Annotated in this window: 21 protein-coding genes; 16 read left to right on the top strand and 5 right to left on the bottom strand. The window is 67.7% G+C overall.

What is annotated here, in order from left to right; all coding sequences use genetic code 11:
* The first annotated feature begins 39 nt into the window (after positions 1 to 39).
* Both EII34_RS03250 and EII34_RS03245 read left to right on the top strand, forming a co-directional pair.
* Positions 40 to 948 (top strand): Dyp-type peroxidase, encoded by a 909-nt coding sequence (locus tag EII34_RS03250; protein ID WP_185711150.1) that lies wholly within the window; start codon positions 40 to 42, stop codon positions 946 to 948.
* Between the two features lie 20 nt (positions 949 to 968).
* Positions 969 to 1,637 (top strand): trimeric intracellular cation channel family protein, encoded by a 669-nt coding sequence (locus EII34_RS03245; protein ID WP_185711149.1) that lies wholly within the window; start codon positions 969 to 971, stop codon positions 1,635 to 1,637.
* On the opposite strand, the gene EII34_RS03240 is transcribed toward EII34_RS03245, so the two are convergent.
* Positions 1,594 to 2,148 carry a TetR/AcrR family transcriptional regulator gene (locus tag EII34_RS03240; RefSeq protein ID WP_124842872.1) on the bottom strand — a complete coding sequence of 185 codons (555 nt, stop codon included), beginning with the start codon at positions 2,146 to 2,148 and terminating at the stop codon, positions 1,594 to 1,596. The two genes, EII34_RS03245 and EII34_RS03240, sit on opposite strands and share 44 nt — an antisense overlap.
* 9 nt (positions 2,149 to 2,157) lie before the next feature.
* The gene (locus EII34_RS03235) at positions 2,158 to 2,526 is read right to left on the bottom strand and encodes a cytochrome b5 domain-containing protein (RefSeq protein ID WP_221620184.1); all 369 of its coding nucleotides are present in this window, start codon (positions 2,524 to 2,526) and stop codon (positions 2,158 to 2,160) included.
* Between the two features lie 126 nt (positions 2,527 to 2,652).
* Between EII34_RS03235 and guaB the strand changes: the two genes are divergently transcribed.
* From guaB to EII34_RS03220, 3 genes are read left to right on the top strand one after another with little or no spacing between them, the layout of a single operon-like run.
* Positions 2,653 to 4,167, top strand: coding sequence for an IMP dehydrogenase (gene guaB / locus EII34_RS03230; RefSeq protein ID WP_124842870.1), 1,515 nt, complete (start codon positions 2,653 to 2,655; stop codon positions 4,165 to 4,167).
* 11 nt (positions 4,168 to 4,178) lie between these two features.
* Positions 4,179 to 5,285 carry a GuaB3 family IMP dehydrogenase-related protein gene (locus tag EII34_RS03225; RefSeq protein WP_124842868.1) on the top strand — a complete coding sequence of 369 codons (1,107 nt, stop codon included), beginning with the start codon at positions 4,179 to 4,181 and terminating at the stop codon, positions 5,283 to 5,285.
* On the top strand, positions 5,282 to 5,578 hold the full coding sequence (locus EII34_RS03220) for a chorismate mutase (protein WP_124842866.1): 297 nt from the start codon (positions 5,282 to 5,284) through the stop codon (positions 5,576 to 5,578). The genes EII34_RS03225 and EII34_RS03220 overlap by 4 nt, the downstream gene beginning before the upstream one ends.
* 8 nt (positions 5,579 to 5,586) lie before the next feature.
* Here EII34_RS03220 and EII34_RS03215 read toward each other — a convergent pair whose 3' ends face one another.
* Positions 5,587 to 5,904 carry a hypothetical protein gene (locus EII34_RS03215; protein ID WP_124842864.1) on the bottom strand — a complete coding sequence of 106 codons (318 nt, stop codon included), beginning with the start codon at positions 5,902 to 5,904 and terminating at the stop codon, positions 5,587 to 5,589.
* Between the two features lie 12 nt (positions 5,905 to 5,916).
* Entirely contained in the window at positions 5,917 to 6,951 is a 1,035-nt protein-coding gene (locus EII34_RS03210; protein ID WP_124842862.1) for a LacI family DNA-binding transcriptional regulator, read from the bottom strand.
* 196 nt (positions 6,952 to 7,147) lie between these two features.
* Between EII34_RS03210 and EII34_RS03205 the strand changes: the two genes are divergently transcribed.
* The 10 genes from EII34_RS03205 to EII34_RS03160 all read left to right on the top strand — a co-directional run bounded on the left by EII34_RS03205 (position 7,148) and on the right by EII34_RS03160 (position 16,667).
* Positions 7,148 to 8,164, top strand: coding sequence for an autoinducer 2 ABC transporter substrate-binding protein (locus EII34_RS03205; RefSeq protein WP_124842860.1), 1,017 nt, complete (start codon positions 7,148 to 7,150; stop codon positions 8,162 to 8,164).
* A 55-nt stretch (positions 8,165 to 8,219) separates the two neighbouring features.
* Positions 8,220 to 9,725, top strand: coding sequence for a sugar ABC transporter ATP-binding protein (locus EII34_RS03200; RefSeq protein ID WP_124842858.1), 1,506 nt, complete (start codon positions 8,220 to 8,222; stop codon positions 9,723 to 9,725).
* Between the two features lies 1 nt (position 9,726).
* On the top strand, positions 9,727 to 10,740 hold the full coding sequence (locus tag EII34_RS03195; RefSeq protein WP_124842856.1) for an ABC transporter permease: 1,014 nt from the start codon (positions 9,727 to 9,729) through the stop codon (positions 10,738 to 10,740).
* Positions 10,741 to 10,751: 11 nt separating this feature from the next.
* Positions 10,752 to 11,774: an ABC transporter permease gene (locus EII34_RS03190; protein WP_124842854.1), complete on the top strand. Its 1,023-nt coding sequence runs from the start codon at positions 10,752 to 10,754 to the stop codon at positions 11,772 to 11,774.
* Positions 11,771 to 12,331 (top strand): RpiB/LacA/LacB family sugar-phosphate isomerase, encoded by a 561-nt coding sequence (locus tag EII34_RS03185; RefSeq protein ID WP_260425035.1) that lies wholly within the window; start codon positions 11,771 to 11,773, stop codon positions 12,329 to 12,331. The genes EII34_RS03190 and EII34_RS03185 overlap by 4 nt, the downstream gene beginning before the upstream one ends.
* A 150-nt stretch (positions 12,332 to 12,481) precedes the next feature.
* Positions 12,482 to 13,438 carry an LLM class flavin-dependent oxidoreductase gene (locus tag EII34_RS03180; RefSeq protein WP_185711148.1) on the top strand — a complete coding sequence of 319 codons (957 nt, stop codon included), beginning with the start codon at positions 12,482 to 12,484 and terminating at the stop codon, positions 13,436 to 13,438.
* 176 nt (positions 13,439 to 13,614) lie between these two features.
* A complete protein-coding gene (gene thpR, locus EII34_RS03175) occupies positions 13,615 to 14,169 on the top strand; it encodes an RNA 2',3'-cyclic phosphodiesterase (RefSeq protein ID WP_124842850.1) in 555 nt (184 codons plus the stop codon).
* Between the two features lie 51 nt (positions 14,170 to 14,220).
* Positions 14,221 to 14,793 carry a TetR/AcrR family transcriptional regulator gene (locus EII34_RS03170; RefSeq protein ID WP_185711147.1) on the top strand — a complete coding sequence of 191 codons (573 nt, stop codon included), beginning with the start codon at positions 14,221 to 14,223 and terminating at the stop codon, positions 14,791 to 14,793.
* Positions 14,794 to 14,895: 102 nt separating this feature from the next.
* Complete coding sequence (locus EII34_RS03165) at positions 14,896 to 15,855, top strand: ATP-binding cassette domain-containing protein (protein WP_124842846.1); 960 nt, start codon at positions 14,896 to 14,898, stop codon at positions 15,853 to 15,855.
* A complete protein-coding gene (locus EII34_RS03160; protein WP_124842844.1) occupies positions 15,852 to 16,667 on the top strand; it encodes an ABC transporter permease in 816 nt (271 codons plus the stop codon). Before EII34_RS03165 ends, EII34_RS03160 begins: the two co-directional genes overlap by 4 nt.
* A 51-nt stretch (positions 16,668 to 16,718) precedes the next feature.
* Here EII34_RS03160 and cysK read toward each other — a convergent pair whose 3' ends face one another.
* Positions 16,719 to 17,648 carry a cysteine synthase A gene (gene cysK / locus EII34_RS03155; protein ID WP_124842842.1) on the bottom strand — a complete coding sequence of 310 codons (930 nt, stop codon included), beginning with the start codon at positions 17,646 to 17,648 and terminating at the stop codon, positions 16,719 to 16,721.
* Between the two features lie 109 nt (positions 17,649 to 17,757).
* Between cysK and guaA the strand changes: the two genes are divergently transcribed.
* A complete protein-coding gene (guaA, locus tag EII34_RS03150; protein ID WP_124842840.1) occupies positions 17,758 to 19,311 on the top strand; it encodes a glutamine-hydrolyzing GMP synthase in 1,554 nt (517 codons plus the stop codon).
* Positions 19,312 to 19,343 lie beyond the last annotated feature (32 nt).

Raw genomic sequence — 19,343 nt, 5'->3', positions numbered from 1 at the left:
CGGCGCGAGAATGTCGCAGTGGGGCGCTAACGTGTTCCCATGACCATCCCGCAGCCTGGAATCTTCGCCCTCGGTACCCCGGAGAACGCCTACCTGGAGCTGGACCTCGTCCGTCCCGACGCGCTGGAGGAGGTGCTCCGTCGCCTCATGGAGTTGCCCGCCAACCACACGGAGGGAGGCTGCAACATGGTGATCGGGGTCCGCCCGAGCCTCTGGCGGGCCCTGCAGCCCGACGAGACGCCGGCCGACGTCGTGGACTGGGCAGAACCCATCACCGGACAGTCCGGCTACCAGATCCCCGCCACCCCGCACGATGTCTGGGTGTGGCTGGCTGGTGCCGAGCGTGCGGTGCTGTTCGACCGGACCTCGGAGCTGCGCTCCGCCGTCGCCGGGCTGGCGGAGGTCGCAGCGGAGCTCTCGGGCTGGCACTACAAGCAGTCCCGCGACCTCACCGGCTTCATCGACGGCAGTGAGAACCCGCCGTTGGTGGAGGCGGCCGATGCGGCCTGCGTCGCTCCGGGGGAGCCGGGTGCCGGCTCCTCGGTGCTGCTGTTCCAGCAGTGGCGTCACGAGAAGCACTGGCTCACCCTCAGCGAGAAGGAGCAGGAGGAGGTCATCGGGCGGACCAAGCCGGACAGCATCGAGCTGCCCGAGGACGTGATGCCGGAGACCTCACACGTCTCCCGCACGGTCGTGGAGCACGACGGTGAGGAGTTGGACATCCTGCGCCGCAACGTCGCCTACGGCGTGACCGGGGACCACGGCACCCTGTTCGTCGGTTTCAGCAAGGACCAGTACCGGCAGTTCGAGATGCTGCGGAGGATGGCCGGGGTCGACGGGGTGCGCGATGCCCTGACCCGTTTCACCACGCCGCTCAGCGGGTCGGTCTACGTGGTGCCGTCGGCCACGGCGCTGTGCTCCTACCTGCCCGAGGACGACGAGGACTGAGACGGCAGGTCTGAATCCTCGTGTGGGATCTTGTGACGCTGACCCGTGGCGGGTTGGCCGCCTTCGGGATCATCGCCTTCGCGGTCTCGGGGGCACTTGCGGCCAAGCGTCGGGACATGGACGGGGTCGGGATCGTCACCCTGGCCTGTGTCACTGCGGTCGGCGGTGGCGTGATGCGCGACCTGATGATGGGGGCGGTGCCCGTCGCGGCCCTCGTGGAGCTGTGGATGATCGGGCTCGCGGCCACCACGGGTCTGGTGGTGATGTTCACGGTGCCCCCGAACGCCCGGGAACGTGCCCCGCTGCTGGTCTTCGACGCCATCGGACTCGGACTGTTCGTCGTGGACGGTGCCCTCAGGGGGCTCCAGTACGGCCTGCACCCCGTCGCAGCCGCCCTCATCGGGGCGGTGACCGGGGTGGGTGGTGGCATCCTGCGCGATGTCCTGGCCTCCGAGGTTCCCCTGGTCTTCAGGCGGCACTCCCGGCTCTACGTGGTGCCCGCCCTGCTGGGCGGGGTGCTGACCGTCACCCTGGACGCCCTGGGCCTGGCCGGCGTCCTCGGGATGTCGGGCACGGCGGCCCTGGTCACGACCGTGCGGATCGTCGCCATCGTCCGTGGCTGGCACGCCTCCAGCGACCGGCTGCTCATCCGGCGCTGGGGAAGATCTTCTCGAGAAGAGCGGTCATGAGGAATTCGACGGCTCTGGACGAGACCGCGCCCGAACGGTCCAGGGTGGTCATCGCCAGGTAGAGCTCCTCGAGCAACTCGTCACTGACCTCGTCCGCGACCAGACCCCGGGCGCGCCACTCACTGATCCTGGACGCCAACGCCGGCTCGAGGAGGCCGCAGGAGAACTCGGCGGCGGCAGCGGCCCGCAGGTGCACACCGAGCGCATCACCGAACCACTCGGCCAGGATGCGGTTGTCCCTTGCCGTGGCGATGGTGGCCGCGACCCACTGTGTGATGGCCTGCCTGGGTTCGGACCAGTCCATCTCGGCGAGCAGCGCGGCCTTCGCCTCCCGGTTCTCGATGAGGTAGACCTCGGTGAACAGGTCCTTCTTCGAGGAGAAGGAGTTGTAGAGGCTGCCGACGGCGATGCCGGCGCGTCTGGCGATGTTCGCCATGCCCGCCCGTGCGTAGCCGTGCTGGGCGAACTCCTCCCGGGCGGCGGCCAGGATCGGGTCGGGCGTGATCGGCATGCCTTCATCCTAGGAGCGTGCGAAGGAGCCGACGACCTTCATCTTCGGCAGGACCGAGCCGGGGTGTCCGGAGTTGATGAACTCCTCCGTGAGGTCGCGCCCGGCCGACAGCCCGTGGTGGCGGCCCTCCTGCCACCGCTCCGTGACGTCGTAGACGACGCCGTTCACGGCGATCCAGGCGGGGCGCCCGTCGAGTCCGTCGTTGGCGGCGAGTTCCTCCGGGGTGACGGTGCGGGAGTCGATGAGGGACTGCTCCTCGGCGCTGAAGGTGCGCTCCACCTTCGCGGGATCGCCCTTGTGGGACTGGCGTGGCATGACGAGGATCGCCACCACGATGACGGCGACGATGATGAGGGAGATGAGCAACCAGCGTGGCATGGGTCCTCCTTGACTGAATGAACCAGCTGTACGTTCATTCAGTGTACATCCGTGAGGTCGCTGGGGAGCGCAACCGGCTTCCGCGATAGACTCGGGCCTGCTGTTCCCCTGGCGAAGGAGACCTTGGTGGCCAACCTCACCCCTGCCGGTGTGCCCGCACCCTTCGAGACCCTCGGACTGACCTTCGACGACGTGTTGCTGCAGCCCAACGAGTCGGATGTCATCCCCTCGGAGGCGAACACGGCGACGCAGTTCAGTCGCAACATCACCCTCAACATCCCGCTGGCCTCGGCCGCGATGGACACCGTGACCGAGGCCCGGATGGCCATCGCCATGGCGCGCGAGGGGGGAATCGGCATCCTCCATCGCAACCTGTCCATCGAGGACCAGGCGCACATGGTCGACCAGGTGAAGCGCTCCGAGGCGGGCATGGTCACCGAACCCGTGACCATCAGCCCTGACGCCACCCTCAGTCAGGTCGATGAGCTCTGCGCCCAGTACCGCATCTCCGGGGTGCCCGTGGTGGACCACGAGGAACACCTGGTCGGGATCATCACCAACCGTGACCTCAGGTTCGAGGACAACGGGGATCGCCCCGTCCACGAGGTGATGACCCGGATGCCGCTGGTCACCGCACCCGTCGGGATCTCGGGTGAGGATGCGCTGGCCCTGCTGGCGAGGAACAAGATCGAGAAACTGCCCATCGTCGACGGCGAGGGCAGGCTGTCCGGCATGATCACGCTCAAGGACTTCGTCAAGGCCGACAAGTACCCCAACGCCGCCAAGGACGACGCGGGCCGGTTGCGGGTGGGCGCCGCGGTCGGTTTCTTCGGCGACGCGTGGGAGCGCGCCATGGCACTGGTCGAGGAGGGGGTGGACTGCATCATCGTCGACACGGCGCACGGCCACTCGCGGGGAGTGGTGGAGATGATCCGCCGCCTCAAGGCCGAGCCCTTGGCGGCCGGGGTCGACGTCATCGGTGGCAACGTCGCGACCTACGCCGGGGCCCACGCACTGGTCGAGGCCGGAGCGGACGGCATCAAGGTCGGGGTGGGGCCCGGCTCCATCTGCACCACCCGGGTCGTCGCCGGGGTCGGTGTGCCGCAGGTCACGGCCATCCACGACGCGGCCAGGGCGGCCAGGCCGCACGGGGTTCCCGTGATCGGTGACGGCGGGCTCCAGTACTCCGGAGACATCGCCAAGGCCCTCGTGGCCGGGGCCAACTCCGTGATGCTCGGTTCCCTGCTGGCCGGCTGTGAGGAGAGCCCGGGCGACCTGGTGTTCATCAACGGCAAGCAGTTCAAGGCCTATCGGGGCATGGGATCGCTGGGCGCCATGGCGGCACGTGGCCGCTCCGCCTCCTACTCCAAGGATCGTTACTTCCAGGGTGACGTCACCAGCGACGACAAGCTGGTGCCGGAGGGGATCGAGGGGCAGGTGGCCTACCGGGGGCCACTCGCCGCGGTCGCCTACCAGCTCGTCGGGGGACTCCGGCAGTCGATGTTCTACTCCGGGGCCCGCACGGTGCCGGAGCTGCAGGAACGTGGCCGGTTCGTGCGGATCACCGCCGCCGGGCTGCGCGAATCGCATCCCCACGACATCCAGCTCACCGCTGAAGCCCCCAACTACTGGTCCCGCTGAAAGGCCCTGCCATGCATGAACTCGGCCGCTCCAAGAACACCGTGCGCGGTTTCGCCTTCGATGACGTCGCCATCGCCCCGGCCCGACGCACCCGCGCCGAGTCCGAGGTGGACCTCAGCTGGCGGATCGATGCGGTCACCTTCGATGCCCCCGTCGTCGCTGCTCCCATGGACTCGGTGATGTCCCCGGCCACGGCCATCGAGATGGGGCGGCTCGGTGGACTCGGGGTGCTCAACCTCGAAGGACTGTGGACCCGTTACGAGGACCCGTCACGGGCCTACGAGCAGCTGACCGAACCGGCTGACCAGGTGACCGCCACCCGCAGGTTGCAGCAGGTCTACGCCGAGCCGGTCAAGGCCGAGCTGATCGAGGCGCGTCTGGCGGAGATCCGGGCATCCGGGGTGCCCGTCGCCGGAGCCCTGTCGCCGGCCAGGACCCAGGAGTTCGCCGATGTCATCGCCCGCAGTGGCGTGGACTTCTTCGTCATCCGTGGCACCACGGTCTCCGCCGAGCACGTCGACGGGGCCGAGAACCCACTCAACCTCAAGGAGTTCATCTATCGCTTCGACGCGCCGGTGCTGGTCGGCGGGTGTGCCACCTACCGGATGGCGCTCCACCTGATGCGGGCCGGGGCGGCCGGCGTGCTGGTCGGCTTCGGCGGGGGAGCCACCCACACCACGGCCTCGGTGCTGGGCATCGAGGTGCCGATGGCCTCTGCCGTCGCCGATGTCGCCGAGGCGCGCCGCGACTACCTCGAGGAGTCGGGGGGACGCTACGTCCACCTCATCGCGGACGGGGCCGTGGGACGTTCGGGGGACATCGCGAAGGCGATCGCCTGTGGTGCGGACGCAGTCATGGTGGGCTCCCCCCTGGCGAGGGCGACCGAGGCACCGGGGCGGGGCTGGCACTGGGGCCCCGAGGCGTGGCACGCCACCCTGCCGCGGGGTGAGCGGGTGTTCTTCGAGCAGGTCGGCTCCCTGGAGGAGGTCGTCATCGGCCCGTCGCGGTTGCCCGACGGGACGATGAACCTGGTCGGCGGGCTGCGCAAGGCGATGGCCCTGACCGGTTACACCGACATCAAGTCGTTCCAGCGCATCGATGTGATGGTGCATCCGTGACCGGCGAGGAGGCCCGCGTCGAACTGCGACGGTTGCGCGACAGCATCGACAACATGGACTCGATGCTGATCCACCTGTTGGCGGAGCGCTTCAAGATCACCCGACGCGTCGGGGAGTTGAAGGCCGAGGCGGGGCTCCCTCCGGCCGATCCAGACCGGGAGGCCGAGCAGATCCGAAGGCTCCGGGCGCTGGCCGAGGAGTCCAACCTCGACCCCGAGTTCGCGGAGAAGGTGCTGGGCTTCATCGTCGCCGAGGTGGTGCGCCACCACGAGCGGATCGCCGGGAACGTCTGACAGGGGTGTCAGTTCCGCATCCGTCTGCGCGACCTGACCTGCTTCACCCCGGCCGTGACCGCGGTGCCGATGGCCACCGCTGCGAGACCCAGTCCCACCCAGCGCAGCGGCAGGGCGGATTTGTTCTGCCAGTGCCAGTACCTGTTGAAGTCCTCGACGCTCAACGGGCACGGCTTGCCGTCGCGTTCCAGGGAGAATCCTGAGGTGGGCTGCCCCTCCTCGAGGCAGGTCACCTCGGGGGCGGGGCCGAGTTGTCGGACGGAGATGAGACCGATGCCGACGACGAGCAGGACTGCGGCGACCAGGTGGAGATGCCAGGGCTTCATTCCGGAAAGGTATCACCGCACCGGGATCGCGGAGCGGGAACCGGAAGATTCCCCGGTGGTGGAGCGACGCACGATGAGACGGGGCTGGAGCACCACTCGCTCGTGCTCGTGGTCCGGGTTGGTGGCGTGGTCGATGAGGAGCCGGGCGGCCTGCTCACCCATGAGGGCCGTGGGTTGGCTCACGCTGGTCAGGGGAACGATCCAGTTCGCGGCGAAGTCGACGTCGTCGTAGCCGACGAGGGCGACGTCGTCGGGTACCGTGACCCCGCCCTGGGTGAGGGCTCGGTACACCCCGAAGGCGAGCATGTCGTTGCAGCAGCAGATCCCGGTCGGCAGGTCGCCGTCCTGCAGGAGCTGCCTCCCGGAGGCCAGGCCGCTGGGCTGGCCGATCCCGTCGGCCCGGACCACTCGCAGGGTCGACGGGTCGAGACCGGCCTCGGCCATCACGTCGCGGACCCCGCGCTCGCGCTCGGTGAACTGACGCAGGTTGGGCTGCCCTGCGACGAAGCCCAGCCGGGTGTGGCCGAGTGAGATGAGGTGCTCGGCCGCCATCCTGCCGCCGGCGACGTGATCCACCGACACCGAGCACGGATGCTCCCTCGTCGTGTGGTCGATCAGCACCAACGGCACGCCGTGGGTCGACTCGTCCAGCGGGGTGCCGCCACCGGCCGGTGTGAGCAGGGAGCCGACGACCCGTTGGGCGGCGAGTGTGCGCATCACCGTCTCCTCCCGGTCGTGGTCGTTCTCGGAGTTGCTGAGGATCATGACGTACCCGGCGTCCGCGGCCGTGCGCTCCACGGCGTGGGCGAGCTCCATGAAGAACGGACTCATCAGGTCCACCACGACCAGTCCCAGCAGGTTGCTGGCGGCGCCGGTGAGCACCCTGGCCTGTTGGTTGGGGATGAAGCCCAGCTCCTTGACGGCGGCCAAAACCTGGGCGCGAGTGGCGGGGGAGACCCGTTCCGGGTGGTTGAGGGTGTTGCTGACGGTCCCCGGCGAGACCCCTGCTCGCGCGGCGACCTCGGCGACTCCCACGCGCTTCGACATCGTGCTCCCAATGACTCGTGAAGGATGCGGATCACTTGCCCCAAGGTCACGGAAAGGTATCGATCTGGATCAAGGGGTTGCACCAAGAATGATCCCATGAGCTATGCTCCGGTTCAGGCGTTTAAAGCGCTTTAATCACGAGAACCGGTGCTCCACATCTTGGGCGAAGCAGCCCTGCACCACGGAAGGAAACGCAATGAAGCGGCGACTGTTCATCCAGCTCAACGGCCTTGCGGTGGCAGCCCTCGGGCTCGCAGGGTGCAGCGACGGCAGACCGGGTGGCTCGGACGGCGAACACACCATCGCCATCGTGCCGAAGGACGCGACGAACCCCTGGTTCGTGCGCATGGAGACCGGTGTGAAGAGGTTCGCGGAGGAGAGCGGCCTCAACGTGTACCAGAAGGGGCCGGCGGAGACCGATGCCGCCATGCAGTCCCAGGTCATCCGCGACCTCATCGCGCAGAACGTCAGCGCCATCGGTGTCGTCCCCGTCGATCCGGCCGCCCTGGAGCCGGTGCTGAAGGAGGCGATGGACGCGGGCATCGTCGTCATCACCCACGAAGGGGCCAGTCAGGAGAGCACCAAGTACGACATCGAGGCCTTCAACAATGCGGCCTACGGTGGTTTCATCATGGACAACCTCGCCAAGGCGATGGGGGAGGAAGGGCTCTACACCACGATGGTCGGGCACGTCACCAACGCCTCCCACAACGAGTGGGCCGACGGCGGGGTGGCGCACCAGAAGGAGAAGTACCCCAGGATGACCCTGCTGGAGGCCGAGGCCCGGGTCGAGTCACGCGACAACGGGGAGGGGGCCTACCAGACCGCCAAGGAGCTGTTCAAGAAGTACCCGGACCTCAAGGGGATCATGGGCACCTCGTCGTTCGACGCCCCCGGCATCGCCCGCGCCATCGAGGAACTCGGGCTCAAGGGCAAGGTGTTCACCGCCGGCACCGGCATGCCGTCGGCGAACAAGGAACTCCTGGAGAAGGGGCTCGTGGCCGCGCTGACCCTGTGGGACCCGGCCCTGGCCGGTTACGCGATGGCCGCACTGGCCAAGAAGGTGCTCGACGGTGAGGAGATCACCGACGGCATCGACCTCGGCGTCGAGGGCTACGAGTCCATGAAGTTCGCCGAGGGCAGCGACAAGGTGCTGGAGGGCTCCGGCTGGATCGTGATCACCGCGGAGAACGTCGACAGCTTCGAATTCTGAGACCCACCTCGTCGTCGAGATGTGCTCACACCCCGACGACGGACAAGGAGCCACCATGATGCAGCCTGTGCTCGACGTGCGGGGACTGACCAAGAACTTCTCCGGGGTCAGGGCCCTCGACGACGTGGACCTCGTGCTCCAGCCCGGTGAGATCCACTGCCTGGCAGGAGAGAACGGTAGCGGGAAGTCCACCCTCATCAAACTCATCTCCGGGGTCCACCAGCCCGATGGCGGGGAGATCATCCTCGACGGCCGGTCGTACCGGGGTCTCACACCGATCGAGGCGATGCGTGGTGGGGTCCAGGTCATCTACCAGGACTTCTCCATCTTCCCCAACCTCACGGTGATGGAGAACCTGGCGCTGACCAGTGAGATCTCGGCACGGCGTCGCCTGGTCAACTGGAAGCGGTTCCGCGAGATCGCCGAGCGGGCGATCGCGACGATCGACTTCTCCGTGGACCTCGATGCCAAGGTCGGTGACCTGTCGGTCGCGGACAAGCAACTCATCGCGATCTGCCGGGCGTTGCTGACCGAGACGAAGCTCATCATCATGGACGAGCCCACCACCGCCCTCACCCATCGCGAGGTGGAGGCGCTGTTCAAGGTCATCACCGACCTCAGGTCGCGTGGCATCGCCACGTTGTTCGTCAGTCACAAGCTCGACGAGGTGTTCGAGATCAGCGAGAGGTTCACCATCCTGCGCAACGGAAGGCTGGTCGCGACCGCCGAGACGAGCGAGCTGGATCACCGCTCGTTCGCGCGTCACATGACGGGGCGGGAGTTCTCCGACGAGGCGCTGGTTCCCGCCGGGGAACCCGGCGGCCCCGTGCTGGAGGTGGAGGACCTGTGCCTCGAGGACGCCTTCCAGGACATCTCCTTCACGTTGCGCCGTGGCGAGGTGCTGGGGATCACGGGTCTGCTGGGCTCGGGCCGCACCGAACTGGCGCTGACCCTGTTCGGGGTGTTCAGGGCCGACGCGGGCAGGCTCGTGGTCAACGGTACGCCCGCTGAGTTGCGCAGCATCCGTGATGCCATCGCACGCGGCATCGCCTACGTGCCGGAGGACCGGTTGACCGAGGGGCTGATGCTGGATCGTTCCATCGCGGACAACATCGTCGTGGCGGAGCTCGATGAGCTCTCCTCCGCGCTCGGAGTGCTCGATGCGAAACGACGCGACGAGGAGGTCCTGCGTTGGGTCGAGGAGTTGAGGATCGCCACCGCGGACCCGGACAACGCGGTCAGGACCCTGTCCGGTGGGAATCAGCAGCGGGTCGTGCTCGCCAAGTGGTTGGCGAGGGAACCCGAGGTGTTGATCCTCAACGGGCCGACCGTCGGGGTGGACATCGGGTCCAAGAGCGACATCCACGAACTGCTGCGGCGTCTCGCCGACGGCGGCATGGGGATCATCGTGATCTCCGACGACACCCAGGAACTGCTGCGGGTCTGCAACCGCATCCTGCTGCTGCGTGAAGGTCGACTGGTCGAGGAGCTCGATCCTGCAGGCCTCACCCAGCTCGAACTGTCCGCGCGGATCACCGCCGACGAGAACGGGAAGGCGTGAGATGAAGGACCTCGCTCACAGGATGCTCCGTGCCAATGAGTTCTACGTGTTCCTGGTGATCGTGGCGCTCGCCCTGGTCATCCAGATCCGCTCGGGGCAGTTCTTCACCCCGAACAACCTCGTCGACCTGGCCACGGCCATGATCGTGCCGGGACTGTTCGCAGTCGGCACACACATGGTGCTGGTCTCCGGCGGGATCGACGTCTCCTTCCCGGCGCTGGCCTCGTTGGCCGTCTACGTGGTCACCAGGGTGCTGGTCGACTCCGACTACTCGGGTGGTCTCATCATCCCGTTCCTGCTCGTGCTGCTGCTGGGTGCCCTGCTCGGTGCGTTCAACGGGGTGTTCACCTCCCGCCTGGCGGTGCCGACCCTCATCATCACCCTCGGCACGGCCAACGTGTTCTCCGGTTTGATGCAGGGGGTGCTGTCCTCGGTGCAGATCAACCGGCTCCCGTCGTCGATGGCCGAGTTCGGTACGGCCTCACTGTTCACGGCCACCAATCCTGAAACCGGGTTGACCTCACGGATGCCGGTCGCCTTCCTGCTGCTGGTCGCCGTCGTCGCCCTGGTGTTCTTCATCATGCGGTGCACCATGTTCGGCCGTGCGATCCACGCCATCGGCGGCGACGAGACCTCCGCGGTCAGGGCTGGTTTCAAGGTGCGCCGGGTCAAGTTCTGGCTCTACGTCATCGTCGGGGTGATCGCCGCCCTCGCGGGGTTGGTGCGCACCTCCATGATGGGGCAGATGCACCCGACGAACCTGCTGGGCATCGAGATGCTGGTGATCGCCGCGGTCGTCCTCGGCGGCACGGCCATCACGGGAGGAACGGGCAGTCTCACCGGTGTGATGCTCGGCACCCTGCTCATCGTCATGGTGCAGAACAGCATGATCCTGATCGGCATCCCCACCACCTGGCAGCGCTTCGCGCTCGGCCTGTTGATCATCATCGGCACCGGCATCTCCGCCGTGCAGCTGACCAGACGTCGTCGCAGGCAACGTCTGGTCGCGGAATGAGAGGACCTGAGATGGCTTCGGTTTCCTTCACTGCAAGATCGCGTCACTGGGATGCACACATCCTGCGCCTGGTGGTGTTCCTGGCGGCACTGTGCCTGTTGCTCCTGGTGCTGAAGACACGCGATTTCACCAGTTTCAGGACGTGGCAGACCATGGGGGTGCAGTTCCCGGAGGTCGGGATCATGGCGCTGGGCGTGATGCTCACCATGATCACCGGCGGCATCGACCTGTCCTCGGTCGGGGTCGCGAACATGACCGGGGTGGTCACCGCCACCGTGATGTTGGCGATGGCGCCGCGTGGTGCGGCAGCGGGGCAGCAGCTCACGGCCGTGCTCGTCGCGGTCCTGTTGGCGCTGCTGATCGGCGTGGTCGCAGGCGCGTTGAACGGCTTCCTCGTGGCGGTGGTCCGAATACCGGCGATCCTCGTCACACTCGGCACGCTCGAGTTGTTCACGGGAATCGCCGTGCTGCTCTCCGGAGGCGAGTCGATCAGCGGGCTGCCACCGGCCTACACCTCGGTGCTGGGTGGCAGGATCGCGGGGATCCCCACACCGCTCATCATCTTCGTGGTCGTGGCGCTGATCGTCGGATTCGTGCTGCACAAGATGTCCTTCGGGGCGAAGCTGTACCTGCTGGGCAGCAATGCCACCGCTGCGAAGTTCAGCGGTCTGAACTCGGCGTGGCTCCTGGTGCGCACCTATGCGCTGTCCGGGCTCTGCGCCGCCGTCGCAGGACTGGTGCTGATGGCGAACTACAACTCGGCGAAGGCGGACAACGGGGTGTCCTACACCCTGCTGACCGTGCTCATCGTCGTGCTGGGCGGGGTGCATCCCAACGGAGGCAGCGGAAAACTCCTCGGTGTGTTGCTGGCGATCGCGATCCTGCAGATCCTCTCCTCCTCGGTGAACTGGTTCCACCAGATCAATGGTTTCTACCGCTTCCTGATCTTCGGGGCGGTGCTGCTGATCGTCATCAGCACCGCGGATCTGAGGAGCAGGTTCCGGTTCCGTCGAAACAGTCAGGAGCAGCAGTGAGCGTGAGGATGCGGCGGGTCGTCGTCGGTGCGGACTTCGCGGGGTTCCCGTTGAAGGAGAAGGTCAAGGAACACCTGGGCGTCAGGGGGTGGGAGGTCACCGACCTGACCCCGGTGCTGGAGGAGACGCCCATGTACCACCGTGTCGGCTTCCTCATCGGCGCCCAGCTCTCGGAACGTCGTTTCGAGAAGGCCCTGGCCTTCTGCGGTACCGGGATGGGCATCCACGTCGCCGCCTCGAAGTGTCCGCACGTGCACGCCGCGGTCGCCGAGTCGGTGCACGCGGCCCGCAGGGCGGCAGCGGCCAACAACTGCAACCTGTTGGCGATGGGGGCCTTCTGGATCGGCCCCAGACTGGGCATGGCCATGGCCGAGGCGTTCCTGGAGACCGGGCTCGGGGACGGCTACGAGCAGTGGGAGGGCTTCTACGACTACCACCGGCTCGGCTACGACGAGTGCGAGGCCTTCGACTACGAGGCCTACCGGGCCAACGGGTTCCAGGTGGTGGACCCCCGTGAGGTCGAGCTCGGCCCGGAACCGTCGGGACTCGCGTTCTGAGAGGCACGTCACGAGGTTCCCGGTATGTCAGGCACCTTCGAGCTCCGAGGCCCTCTCGGAGACGTGGGCGGTGAGCGAGGAGCAGTCGGGGTCATTCGGCGTCAGGGCTGTGCCGAAGATCCTCGTCCCACGGATCCTGGAGGTCCGGGCATGACCACGAACCACGTCGAGCAGGGCCGGGACCACAGGCCCCTGGTGGTCGGGGTCGCGCTGTCACCGGTCTGGCTGAGCGCGGATGCATGGCGGCGTGAGGACAGCCGCGTCGAGGAGATGTTCTCCCTCAGCCCCTATCGTGAACTGGTCGAGAAGGCCGAAAGGGCCGTCGTCGACTTCCTGTTCTGCCCCGAGGCCGGACACCTGGAGCCGAGCACGATCCGGCATTCCCCCGGTTTCGCCACGCTTGAGTCCTTCACCCTCGTGACGGCCCTGGCGGCTGTGACGAGACGAATCGGTCTGGTTCCCACCGTCCAGACCGCGTTCGCCAACCCCTTCACCGTGGCCAGGCAGCTGGCGTCACTGCACCGGATCAGCGGTGGACGTGCCGGATGGAATGTCGTCACGGCACTTGCCGGGGAGCGGAACCACGGCCTGACGGAGCTTCCGGACTCCGCTGAGCGTCATGCCAGGGCCGATGAGTTCATCACGGTCGTCGAGGCCCTGTGGCGCTCCTTCCCGTCCGAGGCCTTCGTCGCGGATCGGGGGACAGGGGTCTTCGCTGATCCGGATCGGGTCCAGGCCATCGATTTCGACGGGAAGTACTTCAAGGTGGCAGGGCCGATGGCCTTGCCCCAGCATCCTGCCGGTCGGTTGCCGGTGGTCCAGGCCGGGGCCTCCCCAGCAGGAATCGCGTTCGCCGGGGCTCGGGCCGACCTCGTGTTCGGGGCCGTCCCCGACCTGGATGCGGCCAGGGGACAGCGTGCTGCGTTGCGTTCGGCCGCTGTGACGGCTGGGCGCGACCCGGGGGCGATCCGGTTCCTTCCCGGCCTGCATCTCGTCCTGGCGGAGACCCGTGAGCAGGCTCGACGTGTTGCCGAGGAGAATGCGGGGAACCGAAGGTTGCACTGGAGCGTATCGGAACCCCGGAGGACGCGGTCCAGGAGATCCTGAGGCGTACCGAGGCAGCCGCACTGGATGGTTTCATCGCGCTCCCGGGAGGGTGGTGGAACTCCGTCGAGTTGTTCCTCGCCGAGGTGCTGCCCGGGCTACGAGGCCAAGGCCTCATCGGTTCCGAGTACCGGGGACGCACGTTCCGCGAACACCTCGGGGGCGAATAGAATCGATCGGTGCGTTGCTTCCTCGCCGTGATCCCACCCACTGACGTCTCGGAGGAGATCTCACGATTCCTCGAGCCACGACGGCTCGCCAGCGAGCCGACCTCCTGGCGATGGACCCGGTCCGAGCGTTACCACCTCACCCTTGCCTTCATGGCCGAGTACCCGCAGGGACGCATCGAGGAATTGATCGATGCGCTGGACCTCTGGGCGGCGCGCCGCCGACCGGAGACCATGGCGATCGAAGGAGCCGGGGCGTTCGGCACCCCTGAGCGTGCCAAGGTGCTCCACCTCGGGGTGTCGTCGCCGGGGCGAGCGGTCCTGGCGGAGTGGTCGGGGCAACTGCGGGCCCTGGCCTCCAGCCACGGTGGTCGCCCCGACGGTGCGGGCTTCACCCCGCACCTCACCGTCGCCAGGTCCCGTCGCGGTGAACCGGCCGGACGCCTCCTCCAGGCCCTCGACACCTACGTCGGCGAGCCCTTCGACGTCACCGAGGTGGCGCTCGTCCAGTCCCACCTGAGGGATCATCGTCACGAGGTGCTGCACCGGGCGCGGCTCATGGGATGAGGGGGAGCCAGATCCTGTACATTTGTACATGTACATGTGTACACTGAGGCCGTGGCCAAGCGAACCAGGGATCCGGAAGGGCGCAGGAACCTCATCCTGCGTGCTGCGGGTGAGCTGATCCGCGAGATCGGGGTCAGCGCGCTGACCCACCGCAAGGTGGCGGAACGGGCAAAGGTGCCCCTCGGGTCCACCACCCAGTACTTCGCCTCATTGACCGACCTCATCGCCGAGGCCCTCACCGGCATGGCGGAGCAGCGGGAGGCCATGCTGGACGAGGTCGCCCAGGACATCATCCAGGCCGAGGACGTCGCCTCGGTCCTGGCCGACCTCGTCGAGGATGCGATCTCGGATCCGACGCTCCTGCGCAACGAACTGTCCTTCTGGCTCTGCTATGCCATCCACCCGAAACTCGAGGGCCTGATGCGCTCCAGTGACGAGGTGGTGCTGCGGACGCTCTCCCAGATCTCCACCCCTGAGCAGGCCAGGGCGATCGTCGTCCACATCTACGGCGTGATGCTGCACATCGCGGTGCACGGGCGGACCATGCCCCGTGAAGAGATGAAGGCCAGCTTCCGGCGACTGCTCAGCGACCCTCCCGTCCCCGAGAGCAGGGGCGGGCCATGAAACCGATCGGGTGGCCGCAGGGCTCGGCCCCGGGCCACCCGACGGGGCGGGGCGTCGTTGCCGCGACGCCTCACCTCTTCCAACCACGAGAAAGGTCACTCCATGTCCTTCATCCGTGCGCAGGAATTGCGCAAAATCTATCAAACCCGCAGTGGAGAGGTGCGAGCACTCGACGGGCTCGACCTCGAGGTCGACCAGGGCACCGTCATGGCACTGCTCGGACCCAACGGGGCCGGCAAGACCACCACGGTCAAGGTGCTCACCACCGTGCTGCGCCCTGACTCAGGGGCAGCGACGGTGGCAGGCCACGACGTGCTCGCGCACCCGGAACGGGTCCGGGCCGTGATCGGGACCTCCGGCCAGTTCGCCGCCGTCGACGAGGAACTCACCGCACGTGAGAACCTGGAACTCATCGGCAGGCTCTACCAGCTCGGCCGCCGCCGGGCCCGGGTGCGCGCCACCGAACTCCTCGAGATCTTCCACCTGAGCGATGCGGCGAACCGGCCCCTCGGTGGTTTCTCCGGAGGAATGCGGCGACGGGTCGACCTGGCGGGGGCGCTGGTGGCCGAGCCGACGGTGCTGTTCCTCGACGAGCCCACCACCGGGCTCGACCCGAACTCCCGCAGCGACCTGTGGCAGGTGATCCGGGAGCGTGTCGGTGCCGGGACCACGCTGCTGCTCACCACCCAGTACCTGGAGGAGGCCGATCAGCTGGCCGACCGCATCGCCGTGATCGACCACGGCCGGGTCATCGAGGAGGGAACCGCCGACGAGCTCAAGGCCCGAGTGGGCGGACAACGCATCGAGGTCACGGTCATCTCCCCCGATGATCTCGAGCAGGCGCGACGGATCGTCGCGATCCACGCCGTCGGCGAGGTGAACACGATGGAACGCAGCATCGTCGCCCAGGTCGGGGATGCCGCGGCGGGGCTGGTCGTCGTCCTGGAGGAGTTCCGTGCCGCGGGCATCGGGATCCACGACGCAGGCATTCGTCGTCCCTCCCTCGACGACGTCTTCCTCACCCTGACCGGGCGCGGCTCGGCCGAGGAGGTGGCGGCATGACACCGCTCAAGCGTCCACGAATCGTCGCGTGGCTGGCCGATGTCGCGGCCCTGACCGGTCGCAACGTCATCGCGCTGAGGCGCAGCCCCGAGGTCATGGCCTTCTCGGTCCTCCAACCCATCCTGTTCGTGCTGCTGTTCACCCAGGTCTTCGGCGGGGCGATCAACGTCCAGGGAAGTGACTACACCAACTATCTCCTGGCCGGGATCTTCGGGCAGACCATGGTCTTCGCCTCACTCGTGTGCGGGATCTCCATCGCGGAGGATCTGAAGAAGGGCATCATCGACCGGTTCCGCAGTCTCCCCATGCACCCCAGCGCCATCCTCATGGCCTGCACCCTGTCCAACCTCATCGTCAGTGCCTTCTCGATCCTCGTCATGGCCGTCACGGGTCTGCTGGTGGGCTGGCGGTTCAGTGAGGGCATCGGGAACATGCTGGTCGGGTTCGTCCTGCTCCTGGGTTTCTCGTGGGCGATGAGCTGGCTCATGATCGCGCTGGGGGCGTTCCTCGGGGACGCGCGGACCGTGAACACGGCAGGCATGCTCGTCGTCATGCCGATGTCCTTCCTCAGCAACGTCTTCGTGCCGCTGGAGAGCCTCTCCGGCTGGATGCGGGTCGTGGCGGAGTGGAACCCGGTCTCGGTGCTGGTGCAGGCGTGCCGCACGCTGTTCGGGAACCTCGGCAGCGCTCCTGCACCCGAGGTGTGGCTGCTCCAGAACTCCGTCGCCGCCACCCTGGGCTACCTGGTGGTCTTCGTCGTGGTCTTCGCACCCCTGGCGGTCCTGGCCTTCCGGGCCAGGACCAGGGCCTGAGAACGCGTTGCGCCCCGAGGGGCTCTCCCTCGGGGCGCAACGCGTGGTGTCTCAGGCCTCGACGAGCCCCTCGAAGAGCACGGTGCTGAGGTAACGCTCCCCGAAGTCGGGCAGGACGACGACGATGGTCCTGCCGGCGTTCTCCGGGCGCGCCGCCACCTCGGCGGCGGCGGACAGGGCGGCCCCCGAGGAGATGCCGACCAGCAGACCCTCCTCGGTGGCGGCGGCACGGGCGGCGGCCACGGCCTGGTCGACGTTGCGGGTGATGACCTCGTCGATCACCTCCCGATCCAGGATCTCCGGCACGAAGTTCGCGCCCAGGCCCTGGATCTTGTGCGGGCCGGGCTGTCCGCCGGAGAGGATCGGCGACTCGGCGGGCTCGACCGCGATGACCTTGACCCCGGGCTTGCGCTCCTTGAGCACCTGCCCCACCCCGGAGACGGTGCCCCCGGTGCCGACCCCGGCGATGAAGATGTCAACACCACCGTCGGTGTCGGCCCAGATCTCCTCGGCGGTGGTGCGACGGTGGACGTCCAGGTTGGCCGGATTGGCGAACTGACGGGCCAGGATCCCGCCCCGCTCGGCCGCGATCTCCTCGGCCTTCGCCACGGCTCCCTTCATCCCCAGCGGACCGGGGGTCAGGACGAGCTCTGCCCCGTAGGCACGCAGCAACGCGCGACGCTCCAGGGACATCGTCTCCGGCATCGCCAGCACCACCTTGTAGCCCTTCGCGGCACCGACCATGGCCAGTGCGATACCGGTGTTGCCGGAGGTCCCCTCGACGATGGTGCCGCCCGGCCTCAACTCCCCGGAGGCCTCGGCAGCGGCGATGATGGCCGCGCCGATGCGGTCCTTGACCGAGTTGGCCGGGTTGTAGAACTCCAGCTTGGCCAGCACGGTGGCGCCCTCCCCGGCGACACGGTTGACCTTGACGAGCGGGGTGCGGCCGATGACGGCCGTGACATCTGAGTAAACGGTCATGTCAGGTCAACTCCCGGACGACCGCAGGTATTCCCGGCCCTCTGTTCCCGGCCCTGCGGGAGGGTGCCGCTTGGACCCCTGCGGGTCCGCGGTCATAGACTCATGTCCCATGACTTCCCAGCACGATCTGGTCCTCGTCGTCGACTTCGGTGCCCAGTACGCGCAGCTCATCGCGCGCCGGGTCCGGGAGGCGGCCGTCTACTCCGAGATCATCGGTTCCGATGCCACCGTCGAGGAGATCCTCGCCCGCAACCCTGCCGCGATCATCCTCTCGGGCGGACCGTCGTCGGTCTATGCCGACGGCGCGCCTTCGGTGGACCCGGCACTGTTCGAGGCGGGGGTCCCGGTGCTCGGCATCTGTTACGGCTTCCAGGCGATGGCGCAGGCCCTCGGTGGCTCGGTGGCGAAGACGGGGCAACGGGAGTACGGGCGCACCCCGCTGTCCATCCAGAACGCCGGCAGGCTGCTCGGTACCCTGCCCAACACCCTCAACGTGTGGATGAGCCACGGCGACTCGGTCTCCCGGGCACCGGAGGGTTTCCAGGTGCTGGCCCGCACCGCCGGGGCCCCTGTCGCCGCCTTCGAGTGCCGGGACCGGAAACTCGCCGGTGTGCAGTGGCATCCTGAGGTGGCCCACACCCAGTGGGGGCAACAGGTGCTGGAACACTTCCTGTTCAGCATCGCCGGGCTCACCCCGGACTGGACCCCGGAGAACATGGTGGCGGAGGCGGTCCAGGCGATCCGCGACCAGGTGGGCGAGCGGCGGGTGCTGTGCGCCCTGTCCGGCGGTGTGGACTCCGCCGTCGCCGCGGCCCTGGTGCAACGCGCCATCGGGTCGCAGCTGACCTGCGTCTTCGTTGACCACGGGCTGCTGCGAGAAGGTGAGGCCCGCCAGGTCAAGGAGGACTTCGTCGAGGTCACCGGAGTCGATCTCGTGGTGGCCGACGAGGCGGACCGCTTCCTCGGTGCACTGGCCGGGGTCAGTGATCCCGAGACGAAACGGAAGATCATCGGCAGGGAGTTCATCCGTACCTTCGAGACGGTGGCCGCGCGGCTGGCGGGGGAGCGGGGCATCGACTTCCTGGTCCAGGGCACCCTCTACCCCGACGTCGTGGAGTCCGGCGGTGGGGTTGGGACGGCGAACATCAAGAGTCACCACAATGTCGGTGGCCTTCCCGACGACCTCCAGTTCACCCTCATCGAGCCGTTGCGCACCATGTTCAAGGACGAGGTGCGGGCCGTCGGGCTCCAGCTCGGACTGCCCGAGTCGCTGGTGTGGCGGCACCCCTTCCCCGGCCCCGGTCTGGGCATCCGCATCATCGGGGAGGTGACCGCTGAGCGGCTCGAGGTGCTGCGTCGTGCCGACGCCATCGCCCGTGAGGAACTCGCGCTGGCGAAGAAGGAGCGCGAGATCTGGCAGTTCCCCGTGGTGCTGCTCGCGGATGTGCGCTCCGTCGGGGTGCAGGGGGACGGTCGCACCTACGGCCACCCCATCGTGCTGCGTCCCGTCACCTCCGACGACGCGATGACCGCGGACTGGGCCAAGCTGCCCTGGGAGCTGCTGGAGAAGATCTCCACCCGGATCACCAACGAGTGCGCGGACGTCAACCGCGTCGTGCTGGACATCACCAGCAAACCACCGGCGACCATCGAGTGGGAGTGACCCCGGGGAGAAATGGAGCTGCTCGCCGCGGA

The organism is Arachnia propionica, from assembly GCF_003859805.1.
Classification (GTDB): Bacteria; Actinomycetota; Actinomycetes; order Propionibacteriales; family Propionibacteriaceae; genus Arachnia; species Arachnia propionica_C.
Note: the sequence above shows the minus strand (reverse complement) of the source record. Positions and strands in the feature narration are given on the sequence as shown.

Bases quoted from the DNA above. Each gene is read 5' to 3' on its own strand.
- EII34_RS03250 (WP_185711150.1), top strand. From the start codon at position 40: ATGACCATCCCGCAGCCTGGAATCTTCGCCCTCGGTACCCCGGAGAAC.
- EII34_RS03240 (WP_124842872.1), bottom strand. From the start codon at position 2,148: ATGCCGATCACGCCCGACCCGATCCTGGCCGCCGCCCGGGAGGAGTTC.
- EII34_RS03235 (WP_221620184.1), bottom strand. From the start codon at position 2,526: ATGCCACGCTGGTTGCTCATCTCCCTCATCATCGTCGCCGTCATCGTG.
- EII34_RS03225 (WP_124842868.1), top strand. From the start codon at position 4,179: ATGCATGAACTCGGCCGCTCCAAGAACACCGTGCGCGGTTTCGCCTTC.
- EII34_RS03215 (WP_124842864.1), bottom strand. From the start codon at position 5,904: ATGAAGCCCTGGCATCTCCACCTGGTCGCCGCAGTCCTGCTCGTCGTC.
- EII34_RS03210 (WP_124842862.1), bottom strand. From the start codon at position 6,951: ATGTCGAAGCGCGTGGGAGTCGCCGAGGTCGCCGCGCGAGCAGGGGTC.
- EII34_RS03205 (WP_124842860.1), top strand. From the start codon at position 7,148: ATGAAGCGGCGACTGTTCATCCAGCTCAACGGCCTTGCGGTGGCAGCC.
- EII34_RS03200 (WP_124842858.1), top strand. From the start codon at position 8,220: ATGATGCAGCCTGTGCTCGACGTGCGGGGACTGACCAAGAACTTCTCC.
- EII34_RS03195 (WP_124842856.1), top strand. From the start codon at position 9,727: ATGAAGGACCTCGCTCACAGGATGCTCCGTGCCAATGAGTTCTACGTG.
- EII34_RS03190 (WP_124842854.1), top strand. From the start codon at position 10,752: ATGGCTTCGGTTTCCTTCACTGCAAGATCGCGTCACTGGGATGCACAC.
- EII34_RS03180 (WP_185711148.1), top strand. From the start codon at position 12,482: ATGACCACGAACCACGTCGAGCAGGGCCGGGACCACAGGCCCCTGGTG.
- EII34_RS03165 (WP_124842846.1), top strand. From the start codon at position 14,896: ATGTCCTTCATCCGTGCGCAGGAATTGCGCAAAATCTATCAAACCCGC.
- EII34_RS03160 (WP_124842844.1), top strand. From the start codon at position 15,852: ATGACACCGCTCAAGCGTCCACGAATCGTCGCGTGGCTGGCCGATGTC.
- cysK (WP_124842842.1), bottom strand. From the start codon at position 17,648: ATGACCGTTTACTCAGATGTCACGGCCGTCATCGGCCGCACCCCGCTC.
- guaA (WP_124842840.1), top strand. From the start codon at position 17,758: ATGACTTCCCAGCACGATCTGGTCCTCGTCGTCGACTTCGGTGCCCAG.